The organism is Flavobacterium xizangense (assembly GCF_054075145.1).
Window position 1 is genome coordinate 364056 of sequence record NZ_JBSIPG010000002.1, and the last position, 20679, is coordinate 384734.

Here is a 20679-nt window from a genome sequence, read left to right on the forward strand (position 1 = left end):
CTGATTTGATTTGTTTGGTAAAGGCATTAAAGATTACTTTTTAATACTTAATCTTTCCTTTAAAAGTTCTGGTTCATTTGTCGTGATGTAATTGAATTTTTGATCGATAATCCAATCCATATCTTTTGCATCATTGACAGTCCAAGCATTTAGAATAATTTTATTGTCCTTTGCTTCTTGGATCCATTCAGGATGTTTTTGAAAAACGGAATAATGATAATCAACACCATTGATATTGTCCGCTTTAACTTCTTTTGGAGATTTATTTCCTTCTAAATATTGAAGAGAAGTTTTAGCATCTATCGCTCTAATTTGCTTTAGAATATCATAATCAAAACTAATGTAACAAGTCTTTTTTTCTGCTTTTAATCTTTTAATGACTTCAACGGCCATTAAAGCTGTTTTTTGGCCTCTTTCTTTGCTTATTTCTGAAGGTTTTATTTCGCAAACCAAAAGAGTGCGTTTGTTGTTTTTTATTCCTTCCGAAATATATTCATAAAGTGTTGGAAGCTTTTCACCATTTGATAATTTAAACTGCATCAAATCAGGGTAATTGGTTTGTTCGATCAGTAATTTATTAAAATGCGCATCGTGATTAATTACCAGTGAATCATCGGCAGTGCGCCAAACATCAAATTCTGATCCAGGCAATTTTAAATCAATTGCATGTCTTAAGGAAGCAATGGAATTTTCCGGAAGATTATTTTTTTTCCACGCACCTCTATGCGCTACAATTGCATTCTTTTGGGCATTACAAAAAGAGAAAGCAAATAATAAACTTAAAAAAAAGAAAGTATGGGATTTTTTGAAAATATTCATGACTTTTAAAAATTAAAAAGGTTTTGTCTTTTAGAAAAAAAGCCCTCCAAATGAAGGGCTTTTAACTAACCAATAAACCAACTATTTAGTTAACTCGAAACTAACTTTCTTTTCGGCAGTTGAATTTCCTCCAACGAAAACATCAAACTGTCCAGGCTCTGCTACGAATTGTAAATCAGAGTTATAAAATTTTAAATCTTCAACCGTAATATCAAAACTTACCGTTTGTTTCTCACCTTTTTTAAGTGCTATTTTTTGGAAACCTTTTAGTTCTCTAACTGGTCTTGTTACTGAACCAACTAAATCTCTAATATATAATTGAACGGTTTCTTTTCCGTCAAAATTTCCAGTATTTGTAACATCAACCGTTACTTTTAATTTTCCGCTGAAATTCATTTTATCAGAAGAAATTTTAAGGTTTGAATAATCAAAAGTGGTATAGCTTAATCCAAATCCGAATGGGAATAAAGGCTCGTTTCTTTCGTCAATATAGTTTGATCTGAATTTCTCAAATTTACCTTCTGTGTTAGAAAGTGGTCTTCCTGTATTTTTGTGTGCATAGTAAATTGGCAATTGACCAACGCTTCTTGGGAAAGTTGCTGTCAATTTTCCAGAAGGATTTACATCTCCAAATAAAACATCTGCAATTGCATAACCTGCTTCTGTACCTGCAAACCAAGCATTCAAAATAGCTGGAACTGTTTTTTCTTCGTCAGTAATTACTAAAGGACGTCCATCAAATAAAACTAAAACAACTGGTTTTCCTGTTTTTAATAGAGCATTTAATAAATCTTTTTGTGCTTGAGGAATCTGTAAGTTTGTACGGCTGCTTGATTCTCCGCTCATTTCAGCAGATTCTCCCAATGCTGCAACAATCACATCAGACTGATTTGCTACTTTTAAAGCTTCAGCCAATAATTCTTCTTTTGAGCGTCCATCACGGTGTAATGTTTTTCCAAACATTGTAGCATTTGTTTCGAAAGTTTCATCGTAATCTAAATTGCTTCCTTTAGCGTATAAAACTTTAGTTGAAGGTCCTGCAACTTCTTTGATACCTGCTAATAATGAAACAGCATTTTCCATTTTAGTTGCCACACTCCATGTTCCTGGCATATTTTCTTTAGCATCTGCCAATGGTCCAATCAAACCAATTGTTCCCGATTTTTTAAGAGGTAATAATTGGTTTTGGTTTTTTAATAAAACCAATGATTGAGCTGCAATTTGACGTGCTTCTTTTCTGCTATCCATTGTAAAGATTTCAGTTTTAGCTCTTTTCTCATCACAGTATTTATATGGATCTTCGAATAATCCTAAATCATATTTTGCCTCTAAAATAAGTTTAACCGCATTATCGATTGTTTCCATTGAAACTCTTTTCTCATCTAGAGATTTTTTCAAAGTTCCTAAGAAACCTTCTCCAACCATATCCATTTCAACACCTGCATTTAAAGCTAAAGCCGAAACATCTTGAAGATTTCCCATTCCGTGCTCGATCATTTCCGGAATTCCGGTAAAATCAGTTACTACGAAACCTTTGAAACCCCATTGTTTTCTTAAAACATCTGTCATTAACCATTTATTTCCAGTTGCCGGAATTCCATCAATTTCGTTGAAAGAAGCCATAACCGATCCTACTCCAGCGTCAACTGCTGCTTTGTAAGGCGGGAAATAATCGTTGAACATTCTGATATGACTCATGTCAACTGTGTTGTAATCACGTCCGGCTTCTGGAGCTCCGTATAATGCGAAGTGCTTAACACATGCTAAAATGGAGTTGTTTTTAGAAAGATCATGTTGTTGATAACCGTTAACCATTGCTTTTGCAATTTGGCTTCCTAAATAAGGATCTTCTCCAGAACCTTCAGATACTCTTCCCCAACGTGGATCACGAGAAATATCTACCATTGGAGAGAATGTCCAGTTGATTCCATCTGCGCTAGCTTCTTTTGCAGCGATTTGAGCACTTCTTTCAATTAGGCCCATATCCCAAGTACAAGACAATCCTAACGGAATTGGGAATGTTGTTTCGTAACCGTGAATAACGTCCATTCCAAAAAGTAATGGAATTTTTAAACGGCTTTTCTCAACGGCAATTTTTTGTACTTCTTTAATTTTTTGAACTGACTTAATGTTGAACAAACCGCCCACTTTACCTTCAGCAATATTTTTTGCCACATTTGAGCTGTTTGCCTGCCCTGTGGTAATATCACCAGATGTTGGCAAGTTTAACTGACCCAATTTCTCGTCTAAAGTCATTTTTGACATTAACTCTGCTACAAATTCAGACTTTGGTTTAATTTTTACTGTATTTTTAGCAGGCTTTTTTTGAGCGTAACCCAAAACAGCGCATCCTAAAAAAAGCAAGACTAATTTGTTTTTCATTATAATTTATTTATTTGTTTGTATTCGTTTTTTTCTGCTGCAACATCCAATCGTAGATAGCTGCATTATCATAAACTCTTGTCCAGCTGTCGTGATTTGCATCATCAAAAATGGTAAGCTTTACATCTTTTGCATTGCACTTTTTCAATTCTTTGTAAATCGTGATTGCATAATTTACATTTACGACATCATCTAGTAATCCATGATATATTCTGGTTGGAATATTGGCTATTTCACAAGCATTCTCTAACTGAATTAAATCTACAAAACCAGCGACAGGTACGTTTGCTGCAAATAGATCCGGATGTGCAAAAGCCAAATTCCATGAAGCCCAACCTCCTGAGCTCAAACCAGTAACATATATTCTTTCTGAATCAATTTTATTTTCTTTCTGAATTTTTAAAATCAGCTCATAAATCGATTCTATATCCCAATTTTCATCTTCTTTACATTGCGGAGCCAGAATGTAAGCATCTAATTGATGTGTTTTTAAATATTTGAAAGGACCATGAATTTTCACCTTTTCAATATCGGTTCCTTTTTCTCCATCCCCCGAAATAAAAACAATCAACGGCTTCTTCTCTTTTATATTTGCAGGCTTATGCAGTGCATAACCCAGTTCATACTTGGACATTATAACCGTGTTAATTTCCCCAATTGTTTCACTTTGAGCAAAAGAAATAACAGAAAATAATAAGACAAAAAGCGTGATTTTATATTTCATTTAAAAACAATTAAATTCCGTATTTACCCGATGTAAATCCCAGTTTTTTCAAACCTTGTTTTGTATCCGATGCATTCATGAACAGCTTCCACAACAAGCCAGTTCTATAGTTTTCGATCATAGGAGCAATAGTTCCTTGATCAATTGCCAAATAACGAGCTGTTACCCAATTAAACTGTGGTGAAAAAGCATCGTATGGCCCTGCAATTCCAACAAGTTTTGCTTTATTATCATCATATATATAATGTAAAAACTTCATAGATTCTACTGGAGTATATGGGAAAGATGACAATGCCGCAGTTGGTGAAATTACACCGTTATCATTATTTGGCTGATGCGCTGTATAACCAGTTGTTCCGTCAGGATTACGAGTATAGCTTGCAGTTAATCCCCAGCATTTATCTGAATAATCTTTAAAACCTTTTGGATTAGCAACGCTGTATTGAACCATGATTTTTGCATGGTTTTGTGTCAATTGCCAATAATCGGCATATTTGTCTTTTAATGTATTTGGATCTAAACCTAAATACGAATAATGCGACCAAAACATTGGTCCAACATTGCCTGAAGCTCCATTATAATTTAAAACTACTGGAATTCCATATTGAGATCTGCCATCTACTATAGCGCCATTTCTTGCCCAAGCTTGGTGATAAGCTTCTGCAGAAATTGGGTGTGTTGGAGATGAAGCTGCCATTACATATGTAATCAAACATTCGTTATAACCCTCAAGTTTAAAGTTCATTTCCCAACCATAATTTGGTGACCAATGCCAATAAAGTGCATTTTCTCCTTTTGTGTACCAATCCCACTCTACACCTTTCCATAGTTCATCTGCTTTTGCTGCTAATGCTTTTTCTGATGTACTTCCGTCTTTAAAATATTCTCTAATCGTGATTAAAGCTTGGCAAACGAAAGAAGTTTCTACTAAATCTCCACCATTATCTTTTGTTCCAAATGGTATAACTTTACCCGCTTTATTGTCCATCCAATGTGGCCAAGCACCGTGAAATCTGTCGGCTTTTTCTAGGAAAGTTAATGCCGTAGTAAGTCTAGAAACAGCTTCAGCTCTTGGCAAAAAACCTCTTTCTACGCCTACAACTATACTCATTAATCCAAATCCAGAACCTCCTGTAGTTATAATATTTGACTCAAAATTAGGATCTTCTGTCAAGTATCTTTCTCTTGCCAATTTTGAATTAGGGTCAGCATAATCCCAAAAATATTTTATTGCATCTTTTTGAATCAGATCCATTGCCTCGGCATCAGTCAAAGGTTTAGTTGGCGTTGTTGGATTTGTCGGTAATGGAGTGCCTCCGCTTGAACCATCTGGCGTTGATGAAGAACATGAGTTAAAAAAGCTCAGAAAAGCAACTAGGTATATTGAAATTTTCATTTTATTCTAAATAATATTAACAAATTAATACACCTGGAAGAAACCTTCCAGGTGTATTGAAAAATACTTATCTCTTATCTTTTTCCAGTTTATAAAGAGCAGAAACTTCGTTACTTGTAAGTGCTGCATCATAAATTCTGAATTCATCCATTAGTCCCACATAACTTGTAGCCCAACCTTGATCTGATCCATTATTCAATGGTGGTGTAGTTTCAAATTGATGTGTCCCAAAAACTACTTTACCATTTGTGCCGACCATTTGAAAAGCACCATATTTAGGAGCATTTTTAGCGTTGTCATAAGTTCCTGGATCGTCAGCATACCAAATAGCGGTGCCAACAACCCCTGCTGCAGGAGCATAAGGAAACCCACCAACATTTGCACTTTTTGCACCATTAGTATAACAATTCATTGTACTTGTTTTAGAATCATATGCAAGAACAACATGCACCCATGTATTTAAACTATTATCAAGATTTACGATAACACTTTGACCTCTCCATGCTACTCCATCTCTTCCATTCTCAACTCCAAGTTTTAATCTTAATCTATTTGGATTAGCGTTATCTGGATTCTCTAAAAACAAATTAATTCCTCCCCAAAACTCAGTTGGTCTGACAATTGAAAAAATACCTTGTGCTCCTTTTCCTTGTCCTGGACTTCCACCATCGGGAACAGTATTAGCCGTATTCATCCAAAATGAAATACTGTAATCATTTAAGGAAGTAATTTTTGTTGTAGCATTACCGATTATATATCTCGCTTCTGAACTAGAACCTTTGTAAGCCAGCCCTTTTATACCTGTATCATATCCTACGTTTGTTCCTACTCCACCTGTTATATTACTTTTTGAATCAGTAATATTTCCGTCAAAACTTAATTTAGATACTAAGTGTGTTGCAGCTACTTCATCTGAATTCTCATATCCGCCAATTGACTCGTATGGAATTGGACTATTAACTTTATCTATACTATCCTCACAGCTTACAAAAATTTGTGAAGCCAAAGCAAAAGAAAGTAATAAAATAGATTTATTTTTTTTCATTTTAATTAGAATTAAGGATTAGTAACCAGGATTTTGAGCTGATAAACCACCAGCTTGTTTAATGAATGATGCCGGAATTGGGAATAATTCATTTTTACCTTCTGTGAAAGTTTTACCATCAACTGCAAAAGCAGCTTTAGCCTGACCTGTACGCACTAAATCAAAGAATCTGTCGTGCTCAAAAGCCATCTCAACTCTTCTTTCTTTCCAGATTGCAGTTCTTACATCAGCCTGAGAGCTTGCAGTAGTATTTCCTAATCCAGCTCTGTTTCTGATTTGGTTTAATAATGGAATAGCGGCAGAAGTTTGTCCTAATTCATTTGATGCTTCCGCTTTCATTAATAAAACTTCAGCGTATCTTAAATATTTAATATCAACATCTGTTTCCCACGCATCTGTATAAGCAGATGAATAAGCTTTGTAGTTGTATCTTTCATTTTCAACGGTATTTGGCACTACTCTTCCGTCATATAAAGTTTGCCCTCTAAAAATAATTGTTGCCGCTTTTCTAACATCACCAGGTTCGTATGCATTTACTAAACTTTGAGATGGCGTATTGAAGCCCCAACCCCAGCCTCCTGTACCACGAGCGCCTTGTGTATTAGAATAGCCCTCGATTCCTTTTGCAGGTACAGCACCTTGCGCATAGATTTCGAAAATAGACTCAGAATCAAATTTTCCTGTCGCTTTATACTGCGATGCATAATCACTTACAAGTGAATATCCTGTAACCTTATTACAATTATCAATTACTTGCTGCCATTTCTTTTGGTACAAACTTACTTTTGCCAATAATGCATAAGCGGCACCTTTTGAAACTCTTGATTTTTCATTAGCTGAATAAGCTGTTTTTTCAGGTAATGCTGCAATTGCATCATTCAAATCAGCCTCAATAAAAGCATAAACTTCTGCAGACGTTTTACGTGTTAACTGCATAATTCTATCTGCATCTGAACCTGGAACTGGCAAGTGATCAACGATTGGTACACCTCCATAACATTTTACTAAAGTAAAATACATAAAAGCTCTCATAAACTTAGCTTCACCAGCTAATCTGTTTCTTAAATTAGCATCAACTTTATCTAATTTTGGAAGCATATTTAAAGCTTGATTACATCTGTTGATTCCATCATAATTGGCAATAAATGTACTTTCAGCAGAAGGATTAGAAGCATTGTAAGTCAAAGCATCTAATACGTCTTTATCTGTTCCTGTATCACCTGCAGAAGAACCTTTATCAGCATCATCAGATGTAATACTTGATAAACCGATCCAACCAAAAGAGGTCATATCCCAATTTAAAAATTTGTTATAAATTGCCGTTACGAACTGAGCCGCCCCAGCCTCATTGTTAAACAGCTCTACATCGCCGGTCGAAATAGATTCTGTTTGATCTACGTCTAAATAGTCGTCTGCACATCCCGTAAAAAAGAACGCTGATAATACAAACGCCGCTATATATGTCTTTTTCATAATATTAAAATTTTAAATTAGCACCAATTACAAATGATCTTAAAGTTGGATACGCATCCAGCTCTACTCCTTGAGTTCCATAAGGATTTCCATCACCATTTAACTCTGGAGAAAATCCTGAGAATTTTTGTGTAATAAATGGATTAATAGCATTTACATAGATTCTGCATGCGCTTACAAAACTATCTCCTTGTAATGGCAGTTTGTATCCTAAAGTAATGTTGTTCACTCTAAAGAAATCACCAGACTCTAAATAATAAGTAGAAGCAACTGGTACCTGATTAAATGGTGCAGGATTTGAAGCTGTTAAGTTATTTGGTGTCCAGAAATCTGTAGCAATTGAGTTTTCAATGTTTTCACCATAAAAACGTTGTGCTTTTTTTCCGTTGTAAACTTTTGCTCCAGAAGTACCATATCCGTCAACAGAAAAATCGAAGTTTTTGTAAACAAATCCTAAAGAAACTCCATAGTTAGATTTTGGCAAACTTGAACCAACATATTTTTTATCAGCTGTAGCACTTAAAGCATCCTGAGTTACTTTATCTCCTGCTGCATTGTAGTACAACATTTTTCCATTTGTTGGGTCAAAACCAGCATATTCATAGATATAAAAACTTCCTAATGGCTGACCTACAGTAGTATTGTCAAGTAATTTTGTATCTTGACCATTTCCTAATCCGCCACCAATTACTGGAGACAAAACAACATTTTTTAAACCAGTAAGCTCGTTTTTATTGTTTGAAAAGTTACCTCCAATGTAGTAGCTGAAGTTTTCACCAATTTTATCATCCCAACGTAATGAGATTTCATATCCTTTATTAGAAACTTCTCCAACGTGTGCAGGCGAAGCAGCAGTAATTCCAGATGTAAAATAAGGTTTTGTATTTAAAATTACATTGTTTGTATTTTTGTCATACACATCAAAAGTTCCTTTTAATCTGCTGTCCAAAAATTCAAAATCCAAACCTGCAGAAATTTCTTCTGTAATCTCCCAAGATAAACTTGGATCAATTTGAGAGTTGATAGTTGTTCCTTCATTCAAAATTGAACCTCCTAAATAAGCATTTAAACCTGAAGTATAACCTTGGCTGTTAAGCGGTACATTTTGATTTCCTAATTTACCCCAGCTTCCTCTTAATTTCAATAAGTTGATACCTTTTGCATCCGCTAAGAATTTCTCTTTTGTAATAATCCATCCTGCTCCAAATGCTGGGAAAGTTCCCCAACGGTAGTCTTTTCCAAAATTTGACGAACCATCACGTCTAACTGTTCCAGTTAATAAGTATCTGTCCATTAATTTGTATTGAAAACGACCTAAATAAGAAGCAAGTTTAGTTTCATTAAAAAGTTCATCTTTATAACTAGTTACATTTGTAGCATATTCAACATCTTTTAATGACCAGTAATCAGCATCAGAATTCACATTCTTTCTTTTGATAGTCAGTTTTTCTCTAGCTCCTTTTACATATGTCTCGATACCTGCAGTAACTTCGATATCGTGAATTTCATTAAACACTTTATTGTATGTCAAATAATTAGACAAACTCCAGTTGTAATAATCTTCTCTTCCTTTTGTTAATAAATTAATGTTAGCATTAGGAAATTCTTTTTCATAATCACTAGCTACTTTGTTTGGATTTGCAGCTAACCAGATATTTTTTGTATCGTCGAAATTATACTGTTTCCAAGTATAGTACTCGCCGTTATATTGTGAAGTAAATTTTAAAGATGGCAAAATTTCATAATCTAATTTTAAACCTCCTTGCAAGAAAACACTTCTTTGCTGCTCATCATAAAAATCTAACTGTGCAACTGGATTTCCAACGTTGTTGATTGAACTTCCTGTTTCGCTTGCAAAACCGTTATCTCCAACACGAGAAACTCCATATTTACCATCAGGAAAAAATACTGGAACAACTGGTGATTGCTTGTAAGCATTAGTAAATGCTGACAATGGTTTTGGAGCTGATTTAGTTGATGTTAAACTAAAGTTTTGAGTTAAAGTTAATTTCTTAGAAATTTTAAACTCATTATTGTTTCTAAATGTAGTACGTCCGTAACTTAGACCATTTAAGATTGCATCTTCTTCATAGTTTCCTAAACTGAAAAAATATTTAATACTTTCAGTTGCTCCTGAAACAGATACGTTGTTTTGCGTATAACTTCCAGTTCTTGTGATTTCATCAAACCAATCTGTATTAACTGGCTGATCCTGAGAAAAAGTTGTTGATTGTAAAGCTGAGTTTGTGTAATATGCAAATTTATTACTACCAGCCATTTTTACTTTCTTAAGCGGTGTTCTTATACCTCCAAAGCTTTCAAATTCAACAGAAACTTTATCACCTTTACCTTTTTTAGTAGTAATAATGATAACTCCATTTGCAGCTCTTGTTCCATAAATAGCTAATGCAGATGCATCTTTTAAAATGTCATACGAAGTAATATCATTAGTATTGATATTGTTTATATTCTCCGTTGCCATTCCGTCAACTATATATAGTGGTGTTCTTCCTCCTAAAGCCGTACCTAAACCTCTAATAACAACAGATGGTGTGCTTCCTGGCAAATCTGATGAAGTAACTTGTACACCAGCAGCTTTACCTTGAATGGCCTGAGATGCGTTTAAAACTTTTGTTTTCGTAATCTCTTCTGCTTTTATAGAAGAAATTGCTGTGGTATTATCGACCTTTTTTCTGGTTCCATATCCAATTACAACTACTTCTTTTAAAGCAGTGTCATCAGATTCTTTTAATGTAATTCGCATTGGTGTCAGGGTTGCTGGTACAGAGACAGCATCGAAACCCAGCATTGAGATTTTTAAAATCTCACCTTCCTTGGCATTGATTGTAAAATTACCGTCGAAGTCAGCATCAGCAGTTGTTCTGGAATTAGAAGCGCTGATAACCGCCCCTGGAACCCCCATTCCGCTACCGTCTACTACTTTTCCTTTAATTGCTTGTCCAGACATATATGCTGGAAGAAGCAATAGCGCTAAAAAGCTAAAAATAAAATTTTTCATACAGTATGTAATCGTTTAAGTTAGTAGAGCCAAATTAAACAATTACAACGTTGTAGTACATCAAATACCACTACTACACAGCTACATCATTATGTTAAAAACTTAATATATCTAACTAAAATTCAGCCATATAAATGTTAATTTATTCTCTTTAACATAACCTTATGATGTAGTAATGATGTATTGGAATTATATAAAAAAAGAACTAAAAAAATAGAATATCTTTAAAATTTAAATGCTAATCTTACACAGTTAATAAAAACTTTGACAGGTTTTCTTCCTGATTAAGGTTTAGTTTCTTTCTTAAGCGATATCTATGCAATTCTACACCTCTAAAAGAGATGTTCATCATAGGGGCAATTTCCTTTGAAGAAAGGTTCATTTTTAGATAAACACACAGTTTTATATCTTTCGGAGTGAGATTTGGGAATTTCTTGGAAAGATTAATAATAAACTCATTGTGGATTTGATTCAGGTTGGTTTCAAAAATCTCCCATTCGTGTTTATTCACTTCATTAATTTTAATCGCTTTTTTGATTTCGCTTTTAAGCTTATTGAAATCTTTTTCAGAGTCCAAAATATTTTGAATATTCTCAATCATTTCGCTTTGCTTTGCAATGGACAATGATTTACCAGCAACTTCTGAGGATTTTGTTTGCAATTCTAATTCTAAAATGTGCTTTTCATATTCCTGAACATTCAATTCATTCTCTTTTTTCAGTTCCATTTCAAGAATTTCACGCTGATGTTTCAGTTCCTCTGCCTGCAATTTTAATTTTTGCGTATATCGAAGTTTGTTCCATTTGTAATAAAAGAACAATACAGCGCCTATTACCAATAAATAAAGCAGAATCATCCAAAAAGAAAAATACCAGGGTTGAGCAACTTTGAATTCAAATGTTGCAACATTATCATAATTTGCTCCGTCGTGTTTAAAAATTTCGACAGAATGAAAACCACTGTTAAGATTATTTAAGACAATTGTTCCATTTGAAATTGGAATATAATTTTTACTTCCATTGATCTGGTAAAATAAATTTGGCTTGCTTGCTCCATAAATTCCTGAAATCACATTAATACGTAATTCAGTATTGTGTTTTATTTTACCTTCATTCGGCAACAAAATATTATTGTTGAATGCTTCAACTTTTACTCCTTTGTTTTGCTTGTTTTCATATGACAGCTGCAACGAAATAAAACCATCATCAAGATTCATTAAATAATGATTTTTGCTTTTGAAGATGCGCAGGTTTTCATTAATTAATTTTCCTTTGTAATATTTCTCCTGAATCATATTCCAGACAAACTTATTTCCATTTGCATAAATATGATATAAGATTCCTTCCTGAAGTACTATAAAATGGTTTTCGTCAATCGCTACGACATCAGAAATATTTTTAAAGTTTGTATTGAACAATTCATTCTCTTCTAATTTATTGGTAATTGAATTAAATGTGTACCAAACATTGTTTATTAAAAAGAGGATTTCTTCTCTAAACTCAAAAATCTTAACGCCAAAATCATTTTCAATTTTACTTTGCTGTGTGATATTTTCGACTTTTGTCGTTTTAAAATTGTCGTCAAAAAGAACTCTATATAATCCGCGGTAATTATCTGCTGCCCAAATTTCATTTCTTTTGTTCTGTGCAACATATTTTATTGGTTTTGAAAGATCATTAAACTTAGAACTTTCTGTCAATTTTGAAGCATTATTATAAACTAAAATTCCGCTGTAAGTAGATTGAAAATAGGTATCGTTAATAATGCTTTTTGATAAATTCCATCCACCGCTGACATTATTGATTTTTGTCAATGCACCATTTTCATAAACAAAAGTTCCGTCATTATGACCTATAACATATTTATTAGCGATTTTGGTAATATTCCAGCCTTGTCCTTGTGTATTAGGCAACATTTTAAAATTACCCGAATCAAATTCAAAAATACCGTGATTTGATGCAATTAAATATCCTTTATCAATTGTAGCAACCGAATAAACAGAACCTAAAATGCCTGAGTTATCGTAAAAAAATGAAATTGGCGAATTTACCTCAACATGTGCAATTCCGTTATCAAGTCCGAGCCACAAATCTTCTTCTTTATCAAAACCAATGCATAAAACTGAATTGTTCATCAAAACATTATTTCGGTCAATATTTTTAAAAGTCTGAGTACTGAAATCATAAATAAAAACGCCTTTATTTCCTGTCCCAATGACCAATTTATTGTTTTTAATAAATTTTGCGACATTAATTCCTGTTCCTTTCAGCGTTTCATTTAATGGATTTTTCCAAGCTGATAATCCATTTTTTTCAACAATAAAAATTCCTTTTTTATGAGTAAAAATATAAGTTTTGCCTTTGTATTTTTCGATAGCATGAACAACGGTATTTTTTAAAACATTCCATCCTTTCGGATTTGCAATTTTTGATCCGTTCATTCTAAAAATTCCTTTATCGACAGACGCTACATAAAGATTTTGATCAACAACAAAGCAATAGGATATCAGAAAAGGAAATTTGATTTTTTTAATGTGTTTGCCGTCATAAATAAAAACATCATTAAAAGATTGAAAATACAATGAACCGTTGAATCTAAAAATTTTCCAGATTTCTTCATTATCTTTTTCATCAAACAAACGCAGATTTTTTGTAATCGAAACGTAATACATTTTTCCATCTTTTCTTTGCCAATAACCAAACTCTTTGTAAGAACCTGAATAAATTCGATCCCCTTCAATTAAAATGGAACGAATGATTGTTTTATTGGGCAAAGAATATTTTTCCCAAACAACACCATCATATCGCAATAGATAATGATTATTAGCAAAATACATGGCTTTGTCCTGTCCTTGAACAATATTCCAGATTTGATTATCGCCCTGATAATCTGATTTATTGTAATTTTCGACAAAAGGAAGTAATTCTTGTGCTTGTAAGTTCGAAGCAATGAAAAAGAAGAAAACTAGTTTAAAAAGTATCGATTTCAAGATATTCGGTTTTATAGTCAAAGATACTGACAAATATTTAATTTCAGGCGTAAAAAAAGCTCCTCTAACGAGAAGCTTTGTTATGTAAATTGGCTAAAATCTTAACTGTTCAATAACTGATAAACCTGATTTGCAATTTCATATTCTTCGTCTGTTGGCACAACCAAGACTTTAGTTTTTGAATTGATTTTATTGATTTCTCTAACTTCTTTTGAGCGAATTTGATTTTTTTCAGAATCAATTTCAATTCCGAAATAATCCATATCTGTACAAACCAGATTGCGCATATAGGAAGAGTTTTCACCAATTCCGGCCGTAAAAACAATAGCATCTAATCCATTTAAAGCAGCTGCATAAGCTCCAATTGTTTTTTTAATTCGATAAGCATTCATCAATAAAGCTAGTTGGCAATCCTTATTTCCTTTTGCTGCTTCAGCTTCAATATCGCGCAAATCGCTGTAACCAGTAAGACCAAGCATACCACTTTGTTTTAGCAAAACAGCATTTACTTCATCTGGAGTATAACCGAGGTTTTTTATCATATAAAAAACTACTGACTGGTCAATATCTCCTGCTCGCGTTCCCATAATCAAACCATTTGAAGGCGAAAATCCCATTGAAGTATCAATACATTTTCCGTCTTTTACAGCTGCCATACTGCATCCATTTCCTAAGTGAACGGTAATTATTTTCGAATGATTTTCTAGAAATTTAATTGCTTTTTCAGAAACATATTTGTGGCTTGTTCCGTGAAAACCATAAACGCGTACTTTGTTTTCTGTCAAAAGATAATTCGGGATTGCATATTTGTATGCCACTTCTGGCATTGTTTGATGAAAAGCGGTATCAAAAACAGCAATCTGTTCAGCCGAATTAAATATTTCTTCAGCAACATTAATTCCTTCTAAGTTTGCAGGATTATGAAGCGGAGCCAACTCAAAAAGTTGTTTTATTTTTGATTTTACTTTCTCGTCAATTTTTACTGTATCGCTAAAATCACTACCCCCATGTACCACGCGATGTCCGACTGCAGCAATTTCTGAAGTTGATTTTATAACGCCCTTTTCAGCATCCAAAAGCATATTGGCTACTTTTTGCAGACCAACTTTGTGATTTGGAATTGGAAGTAATTCCTCTATCGAATTTGAAGCTGTTTTAAAAGTCACGTTTGAAGTTTCTAAACCAATCCTATCAATCATACCTGAACAAATTACTTCGTTTTCTGGCATAACCATTAATTGATATTTTATTGACGAACTCCCCGAGTTTATAATTAGTATTTTCATTTTTTTTAAAAGGTGCTAAGATGCTAAGTTTCTAAGGTGCTAAGCTTTTTATTAAAGACTCGGCATAATTTACAATTTACAATTCACAATTAACTACAATCCCTGTGCTTGAATTGCCGTAATTACCACCGTATTGATAATATCATCGACTGTACAGCCGCGACTTAAATCGTTTACTGGTTTATTTAAACCTTGTAACATTGGGCCAATTGCCAAAGCTCCGGTTTCTCGTTGAACGGCTTTGTATGTATTATTTCCTGTATTTAAATCAGGAAAAATAAGAACGCTCGCCTGTCCGGCAACTTCTGAATCTGGCATTTTGCTTTTTCCGACAGCACGATCGACTGCGGCATCGTATTGAATTGGACCTTCGATTTTTAAATCTGGGCGTTTTTGTTTTACGATTTCTGTGGCTGTTCTTACTTTGTCTACTTCATCTCCTTTTCCAGACGCTCCAGATGAATACGAAAGCATTGCAATTTTTGGTTCAATTCCGAATGCAGAGCTTGATTCTGCTGATGAAATTGCGATTTCTGCCAATTGTTCCGCAGTTGGATTTGGATTAATAGCACAATCCCCAAAAACAGAAACTCGATCTTCCAGGCACATAAAAAATACTGAAGAAACTACAGATGAATTTGGTTTTGTTTTAATGAATTGCAAAGCGGGCAAAATAGTATGTTGAGTGGTATGCGCTGCTCCTGAAACCATTCCATCTGCATGACCTTTATAAACCATCATAGTTCCAAAATACGAAACATCTTCCATTAAATCTCTTGCCATAGTTATACTTACATTTTTCGCTTTTCTAAGCTCATAATACGTATTGGCATAATCCTCATACAACGGAGATTCTTTTGGATTGATGATATTGACTTTTGAGAAATCAAATGTTAGTCCGAGTTCAACAACTTTGCTTTCAATTTGTTTTTTGTCGCCAATTATAGAAATATCAACTACATTCATATCCAATAATCTTGATGCAGCAGTAATAATTCGATCATCATTTCCTTCTGGTAGTACAATATGTTTTCTGTGCTGTTTGGCTCTTTTTACCATGTTGTACTGGAACATTTTTGGCGTCATTCCTTCTGGTTCGAATGTAATTACCCTTTCAGATAAAGCTTCTATTTGAACGTATTTTTCAAATGTACTTATCGAGGTTTCAATTTTATGTGTGTTATTAGCATAAATTTCTGATTTTATCGAACCGATTTTATTTGTAATATTATATGTTCCGCCATCAACCGCAATAATAGGAACAACGGCTGAAAGTCCTTCAATTAGTTTTAAAATACTTTCTTCAGGAACAATATTTCCTGTCAAAATGATTCCGGAAATTGTTGGATAATTTGCCGATTCATTGGCCTGTAAAGCGCCTAAAATAATATCAGATCTGTCTCCTGGAGTAATTACTAAAGCATTGTTATGCAAGTGAACCAAATAGTTATGCAATTGCATCGCTCCAACACTGTAATGTCCAATTTCATTATTAAGATAATTTTCTCCAAACAAAACTTTGGCACCAAGCTCATTTACAATTTCCTGCATTGTAGGATTGTCTAAGCTCGATATCAGCGGAATTGTATTGACCAAAACATTTGGCGGAAGACTTTTTTGCAGACTTTTGGTTACCAATTTGATGTTTTCTGGTTGTACTTTATTAGCAAAAACAGATAAAACCTCAACCTCTTTTACTTTAAAAGAATCATAAACCAGATATAAGCTGTCTACCAATTCTTCCAGTGTTTTTCCAACCCCTGAACCAATAATAATCGTTGGAATTCCAAGATTTTTAGCAATTAAAACATTTAAATCTAATTCAATTGATGTTCCTTCGCCAGTAAAACTAGTTCCTTCCACTAAAACAAAATCAAAGCGGTCTTCGAGTTTTTTATACTTTTCAATAATCAGATCTAAAACCTCTCCAATTTTACCTTTATTTTTCTTCTTGATCAGTTTGCTTTTGGTAATTGCATAAGCATCTTCAAACTTAATATCAAGATTAAAATAAGACAAAACAGTTTCAATATGATTATCTTTTTCTCCGTCTACAAAATCTTCAATTATTGGCCTAAAATATCCCACTTTGGCCGTTTTGCCAATCAAAATGCTCATCACTCCCAGCGTAATAATTGATTTTCCGCTATTGTGGTCACTTGTGGCAATATAAATTGCTTTGCTCATAATTTATATTTTTAAACTAAATTTTTAATTTGCTGATATTTTATTAATTGGCATTAAAACCAACGTCTTTTTTTGAAATATATAATCAGGGCAACAACTAATAAAAACATGATTCCCATGACAATAAAATAGCCGTTTTGGGTTTTGAGTTCTGGCATATTTTCGAAGTTCATTCCATAAACTCCAACTATGAAGGTAAGCGGAATAAATATAGCCGAAATAATAGTCAGCGTTTTCATAATCTCATTCATTTTTCGGCTTTGTTCCGAAAAATAAAAATTGGATGCGCTTTCTAATGCGCTCATATCGGATTCTATTTGTTCTAAGAGCTCTAAACTCTTTTGATGAAGTCTAATAAAGAAATTAAATGTTTCCTTCTGAATCAAGCCATTATTTTCATCATCATCTTTAATTGTTTTCAGATAATACAACGAATCTCGAAGCGGCACAATGGAACGTTTTAAAAAATTAAAATTATCTCGGTGATTCTCAATTTTTTCCAGAATAACCGGATGCGCTCCTTTTTTGGCCTGATTAATTAATTCTTCAATTTTATCTTCTTCATCTTCAATCGTAATGTAGAAGTTTTCCATTACGGCATCCAGAAGCAAATACAGCAAATAATCTACTTTTTTAGTTCTTACGATTCCTGCATGTGTGCGAAGTCGCTCACGAATATGCGTAAAAAAATCACTTCGTTTTTCCTGAAATGAAATCAGAATTCCTTCTTTCAAAATAAAACTAAGCTGCTCAACACTAATATTATCAGAGTACTCAGAAGGCAAAAGTGATTTTATATTGAAAAATAAAATATTTGGTTGTTCTTCTAATTTAGTTCTTTTCGTTGTATTTAAAATGTCTGCTAAAAGGAAGTCGTCAAGTTTAAAATGTGCCCCAATTGTTTTAAGCAAGCCAATGTCATTTAAGCCATGAACATTTAACCAATTGTTTTTAGTATAATCAAAACAAGAATTCAATGCTAAAACCGTAAACTTATCATATTCAACAACATCTGTATCATCATATACAAAAAGTTGCATTTCAGTTTCATGCTCTTTATGTAATCCTGTATACTCTAATGTTATATGCTGAACTTTGCGTCCTTTCTTGTATTTTATCTTTCTCATTCATGAAAATTTACAATAGTAATATTACGAAAAAGATTTGGAATGGGAAATGACAATTGTCAGTTTGTAGAAACCTTAATGCAGAAAAACTGCAATTCTTTTCTACATTAATAAAAATTAAACATAAAAAAACCGAGCCATTTCTGACTCGGTTTTCATATTCAATTTAAGAGTAAATTATTTTACTTCTTCGAATTCAACGTCTTCAACATTGTCTCCTGATTGCTCTTGTTGTGGAGCAGCTTGTTGGCCTTGATCACCACCTTGAGCGTACATTGCTTCTGTAGCTGTTTTCCAAGCTGCATTAACATTGTCTAATCCTTTTTGGATTGCTTCAAGATCTTGAGATTGGTGAGCAAATCTTAATTCAGTTAAAGCAAATTCGATAGCTGTTTTTTGATCGTCTGTCAATTTATCTCCTAACTCTTTCAATTGAGATTCAGTTTGGAAAATAGTACTGTCAGCTTCGTTCAATTTCTCAGCTCTTTCTTTTGCAATTCTGTCAGCATCAGCGTTAGCTTCAGCATCTTTTTTCATTTTTTCGATTTCTTCAGCTGTTAATCCAGAAGAAGCTTCGATACGGATATCGTGAGATTTTCCAGTTCCTTTATCAGTTGCAGAAACTTTGATGATACCATTAGCATCGATATCGAAAGTTACTTCGATTTGAGGAACTCCTCTTGGTGCTGGTGGAATACCATCTAAGTGGAAACGACCAATAGTTTTGTTATCAGCAGCCATTGCTCTTTCTCCTTGTAATACGTGGATTTCAACAGATGGTTGAGAATCAGCAGCAGTAGAGAATACTTGAGATTTTTTAGTTGGGATAGTTGTGTTAGACTCGATTAATTTAGTCAATACACCACCCATAGTTTCGATACCTAAAGAAAGAGGCGTTACGTCAAGTAACAATACATCTTTTACATCTCCAGATAAAACTCCACCTTGAATAGCAGCTCCAATAGCAACAACCTCATCAGGGTTAACACCTTTAGATGCTTTTTTACCGAAGAATTTCTCCACTTCGTCAGCAATTCTTGGCATACGAGTAGAACCTCCAACAAGGATTACTTCGTCGATATCAGATGTAGATAAACCTGCATCTTTTAATGCTTTAGCAACTGGTTCCATAGAACGTTTTACTAAAGAATCAGATAATTGCTCAAATTTAGCTCTAGATAATTTTTTTACTAAGTGTTTTGGTCCAGAAGCAGTAGCCGTTACATATGGCAAGTTGATTTCTGTTTCAGCAGAAGATGATAATTCAATCTTAGCTTTCTCAGCAGCTTCTTTCAAACGCTGTAATGACATTGGGTCTAAACGTAAATCAATTCCTTCTTCAGATTTGAATTCGTCAGCTAACCAGTCAATAATAACTTGGTCAAAATCATCACCACCTAAGTGAGTATCACCATTTGTAGATAATACTTCAAATACACCGTCTCCTAATTCAAGAACAGAGATATCAAAAGTACCTCCACCTAAATCGTAAACCGCGATTTTTTGATCATTTCCTTTTTTATCTAATCCGTAAGCAAGTGCAGCAGCAGTTGGCTCGTTGATGATACGCATAACTTTAAGACCAGCGATTTCACCAGCTTCTTTTGTAGCTTGACGTTGCGCATCGTTAAAGTAAGCAGGAACCGTAATAACCGCTTCAGTTACTGTTTGACCTAAATAGTCTTCAGCAGTTTTTTTCATTTTTTGAAGTGTCATTGCAGACAATTCTTGAGCAGTGTATAAACGACCGTCAATATCCACACGTGGCGTATTGTTGTCACCTTTTACAACACTGTAAGGAACTCTTTTTGCCTCATCTTGAGTTTCAGCAAAAGTGTGTCCCATAAAACGTTTAATAGAAGCAATCGTTTTTGTAGGATTCGTTACTGCTTGTCTTTTTGCAGGATCACCTACTTTAATTTCTCCACCTTCAACAAAAGCGATGATAGATGGTGTAGTTCTTTTTCCTTCTGCGTTAGGGATAACAACTGCTTCGTTACCTTCCATTACAGAAACACAAGAGTTCGTCGTACCTAAGTCAATTCCGATTATTTTACCCATTTTTTATATATTTAATTTTTGATTTAAATTTTAAACTCATGTGGCATAAGTCAATCTTTGTGCCAAGATAAAAAACTAAATAAAATTGTCAGTTTTACTGTCGGGAGTTTAAAAATCATCTGACAACATGACATTTTAAATACATGACATGCATGGCATATTAGCCTTAAA

The 20679-nt window shown here is 33.8% G+C and carries 12 protein-coding genes; all 12 read right to left on the bottom strand.

All coding sequences use genetic code 11. The features are described from left to right. Window positions 1–33 precede the first annotated feature (33 nt). Window positions 34–819 carry a glycerophosphodiester phosphodiesterase family protein gene (locus ACWA1B_RS07170; RefSeq protein ID WP_456905462.1) on the bottom strand — a complete coding sequence of 262 codons (786 nt, stop codon included), beginning with the start codon at window positions 817–819 and terminating at the stop codon, window positions 34–36. Window positions 820–900: 81 nt separating this feature from the next. After that, window positions 901–3201, bottom strand: a complete 2301-nt coding sequence (gene bglX / locus ACWA1B_RS07175) for a beta-glucosidase BglX (RefSeq protein WP_456905464.1) — start codon at window positions 3199–3201, stop codon at window positions 901–903. A 10-nt stretch (window positions 3202–3211) separates the two neighbouring features. Further along, complete coding sequence (locus ACWA1B_RS07180) at window positions 3212–3925, bottom strand: carboxylesterase family protein (RefSeq protein WP_456905466.1); 714 nt, start codon at window positions 3923–3925, stop codon at window positions 3212–3214. 10 nt (window positions 3926–3935) lie between these two features. Further along, complete coding sequence (locus ACWA1B_RS07185; protein ID WP_456905468.1) at window positions 3936–5321, bottom strand: glucoamylase family protein; 1386 nt, start codon at window positions 5319–5321, stop codon at window positions 3936–3938. A gap of 67 nt (window positions 5322–5388) precedes the next feature. Continuing rightward, complete coding sequence (locus ACWA1B_RS07190) at window positions 5389–6366, bottom strand: LamG domain-containing protein (RefSeq protein ID WP_456905470.1); 978 nt, start codon at window positions 6364–6366, stop codon at window positions 5389–5391. A gap of 18 nt (window positions 6367–6384) precedes the next feature. Next, window positions 6385–7839 carry a RagB/SusD family nutrient uptake outer membrane protein gene (locus tag ACWA1B_RS07195; RefSeq protein ID WP_456905472.1) on the bottom strand — a complete coding sequence of 485 codons (1455 nt, stop codon included), beginning with the start codon at window positions 7837–7839 and terminating at the stop codon, window positions 6385–6387. 4 nt (window positions 7840–7843) lie between these two features. Continuing rightward, on the bottom strand, window positions 7844–10858 hold the full coding sequence (locus ACWA1B_RS07200; RefSeq protein ID WP_456905474.1) for a SusC/RagA family TonB-linked outer membrane protein: 3015 nt from the start codon (window positions 10856–10858) through the stop codon (window positions 7844–7846). Between the two features lie 244 nt (window positions 10859–11102). Beyond that, a complete protein-coding gene (locus tag ACWA1B_RS07205) occupies window positions 11103–13847 on the bottom strand; it encodes a helix-turn-helix and ligand-binding sensor domain-containing protein (RefSeq protein ID WP_456905476.1) in 2745 nt (914 codons plus the stop codon). A 101-nt stretch (window positions 13848–13948) separates the two neighbouring features. Beyond that, complete coding sequence (locus tag ACWA1B_RS07210; RefSeq protein WP_456905478.1) at window positions 13949–15133, bottom strand: acetate/propionate family kinase; 1185 nt, start codon at window positions 15131–15133, stop codon at window positions 13949–13951. Between the two features lie 93 nt (window positions 15134–15226). Continuing rightward, complete coding sequence (gene pta, locus ACWA1B_RS07215; protein WP_456905480.1) at window positions 15227–17320, bottom strand: phosphate acetyltransferase; 2094 nt, start codon at window positions 17318–17320, stop codon at window positions 15227–15229. A 53-nt stretch (window positions 17321–17373) separates the two neighbouring features. Next, complete coding sequence (gene corA, locus ACWA1B_RS07220) at window positions 17374–18447, bottom strand: magnesium/cobalt transporter CorA (protein ID WP_456905482.1); 1074 nt, start codon at window positions 18445–18447, stop codon at window positions 17374–17376. 177 nt (window positions 18448–18624) lie between these two features. Further along, the gene (gene dnaK, locus ACWA1B_RS07225; protein WP_456905484.1) at window positions 18625–20508 is read right to left on the bottom strand and encodes a molecular chaperone DnaK; all 1884 of its coding nucleotides are present in this window, start codon (window positions 20506–20508) and stop codon (window positions 18625–18627) included. Window positions 20509–20679: the final 171 nt, after the last annotated feature.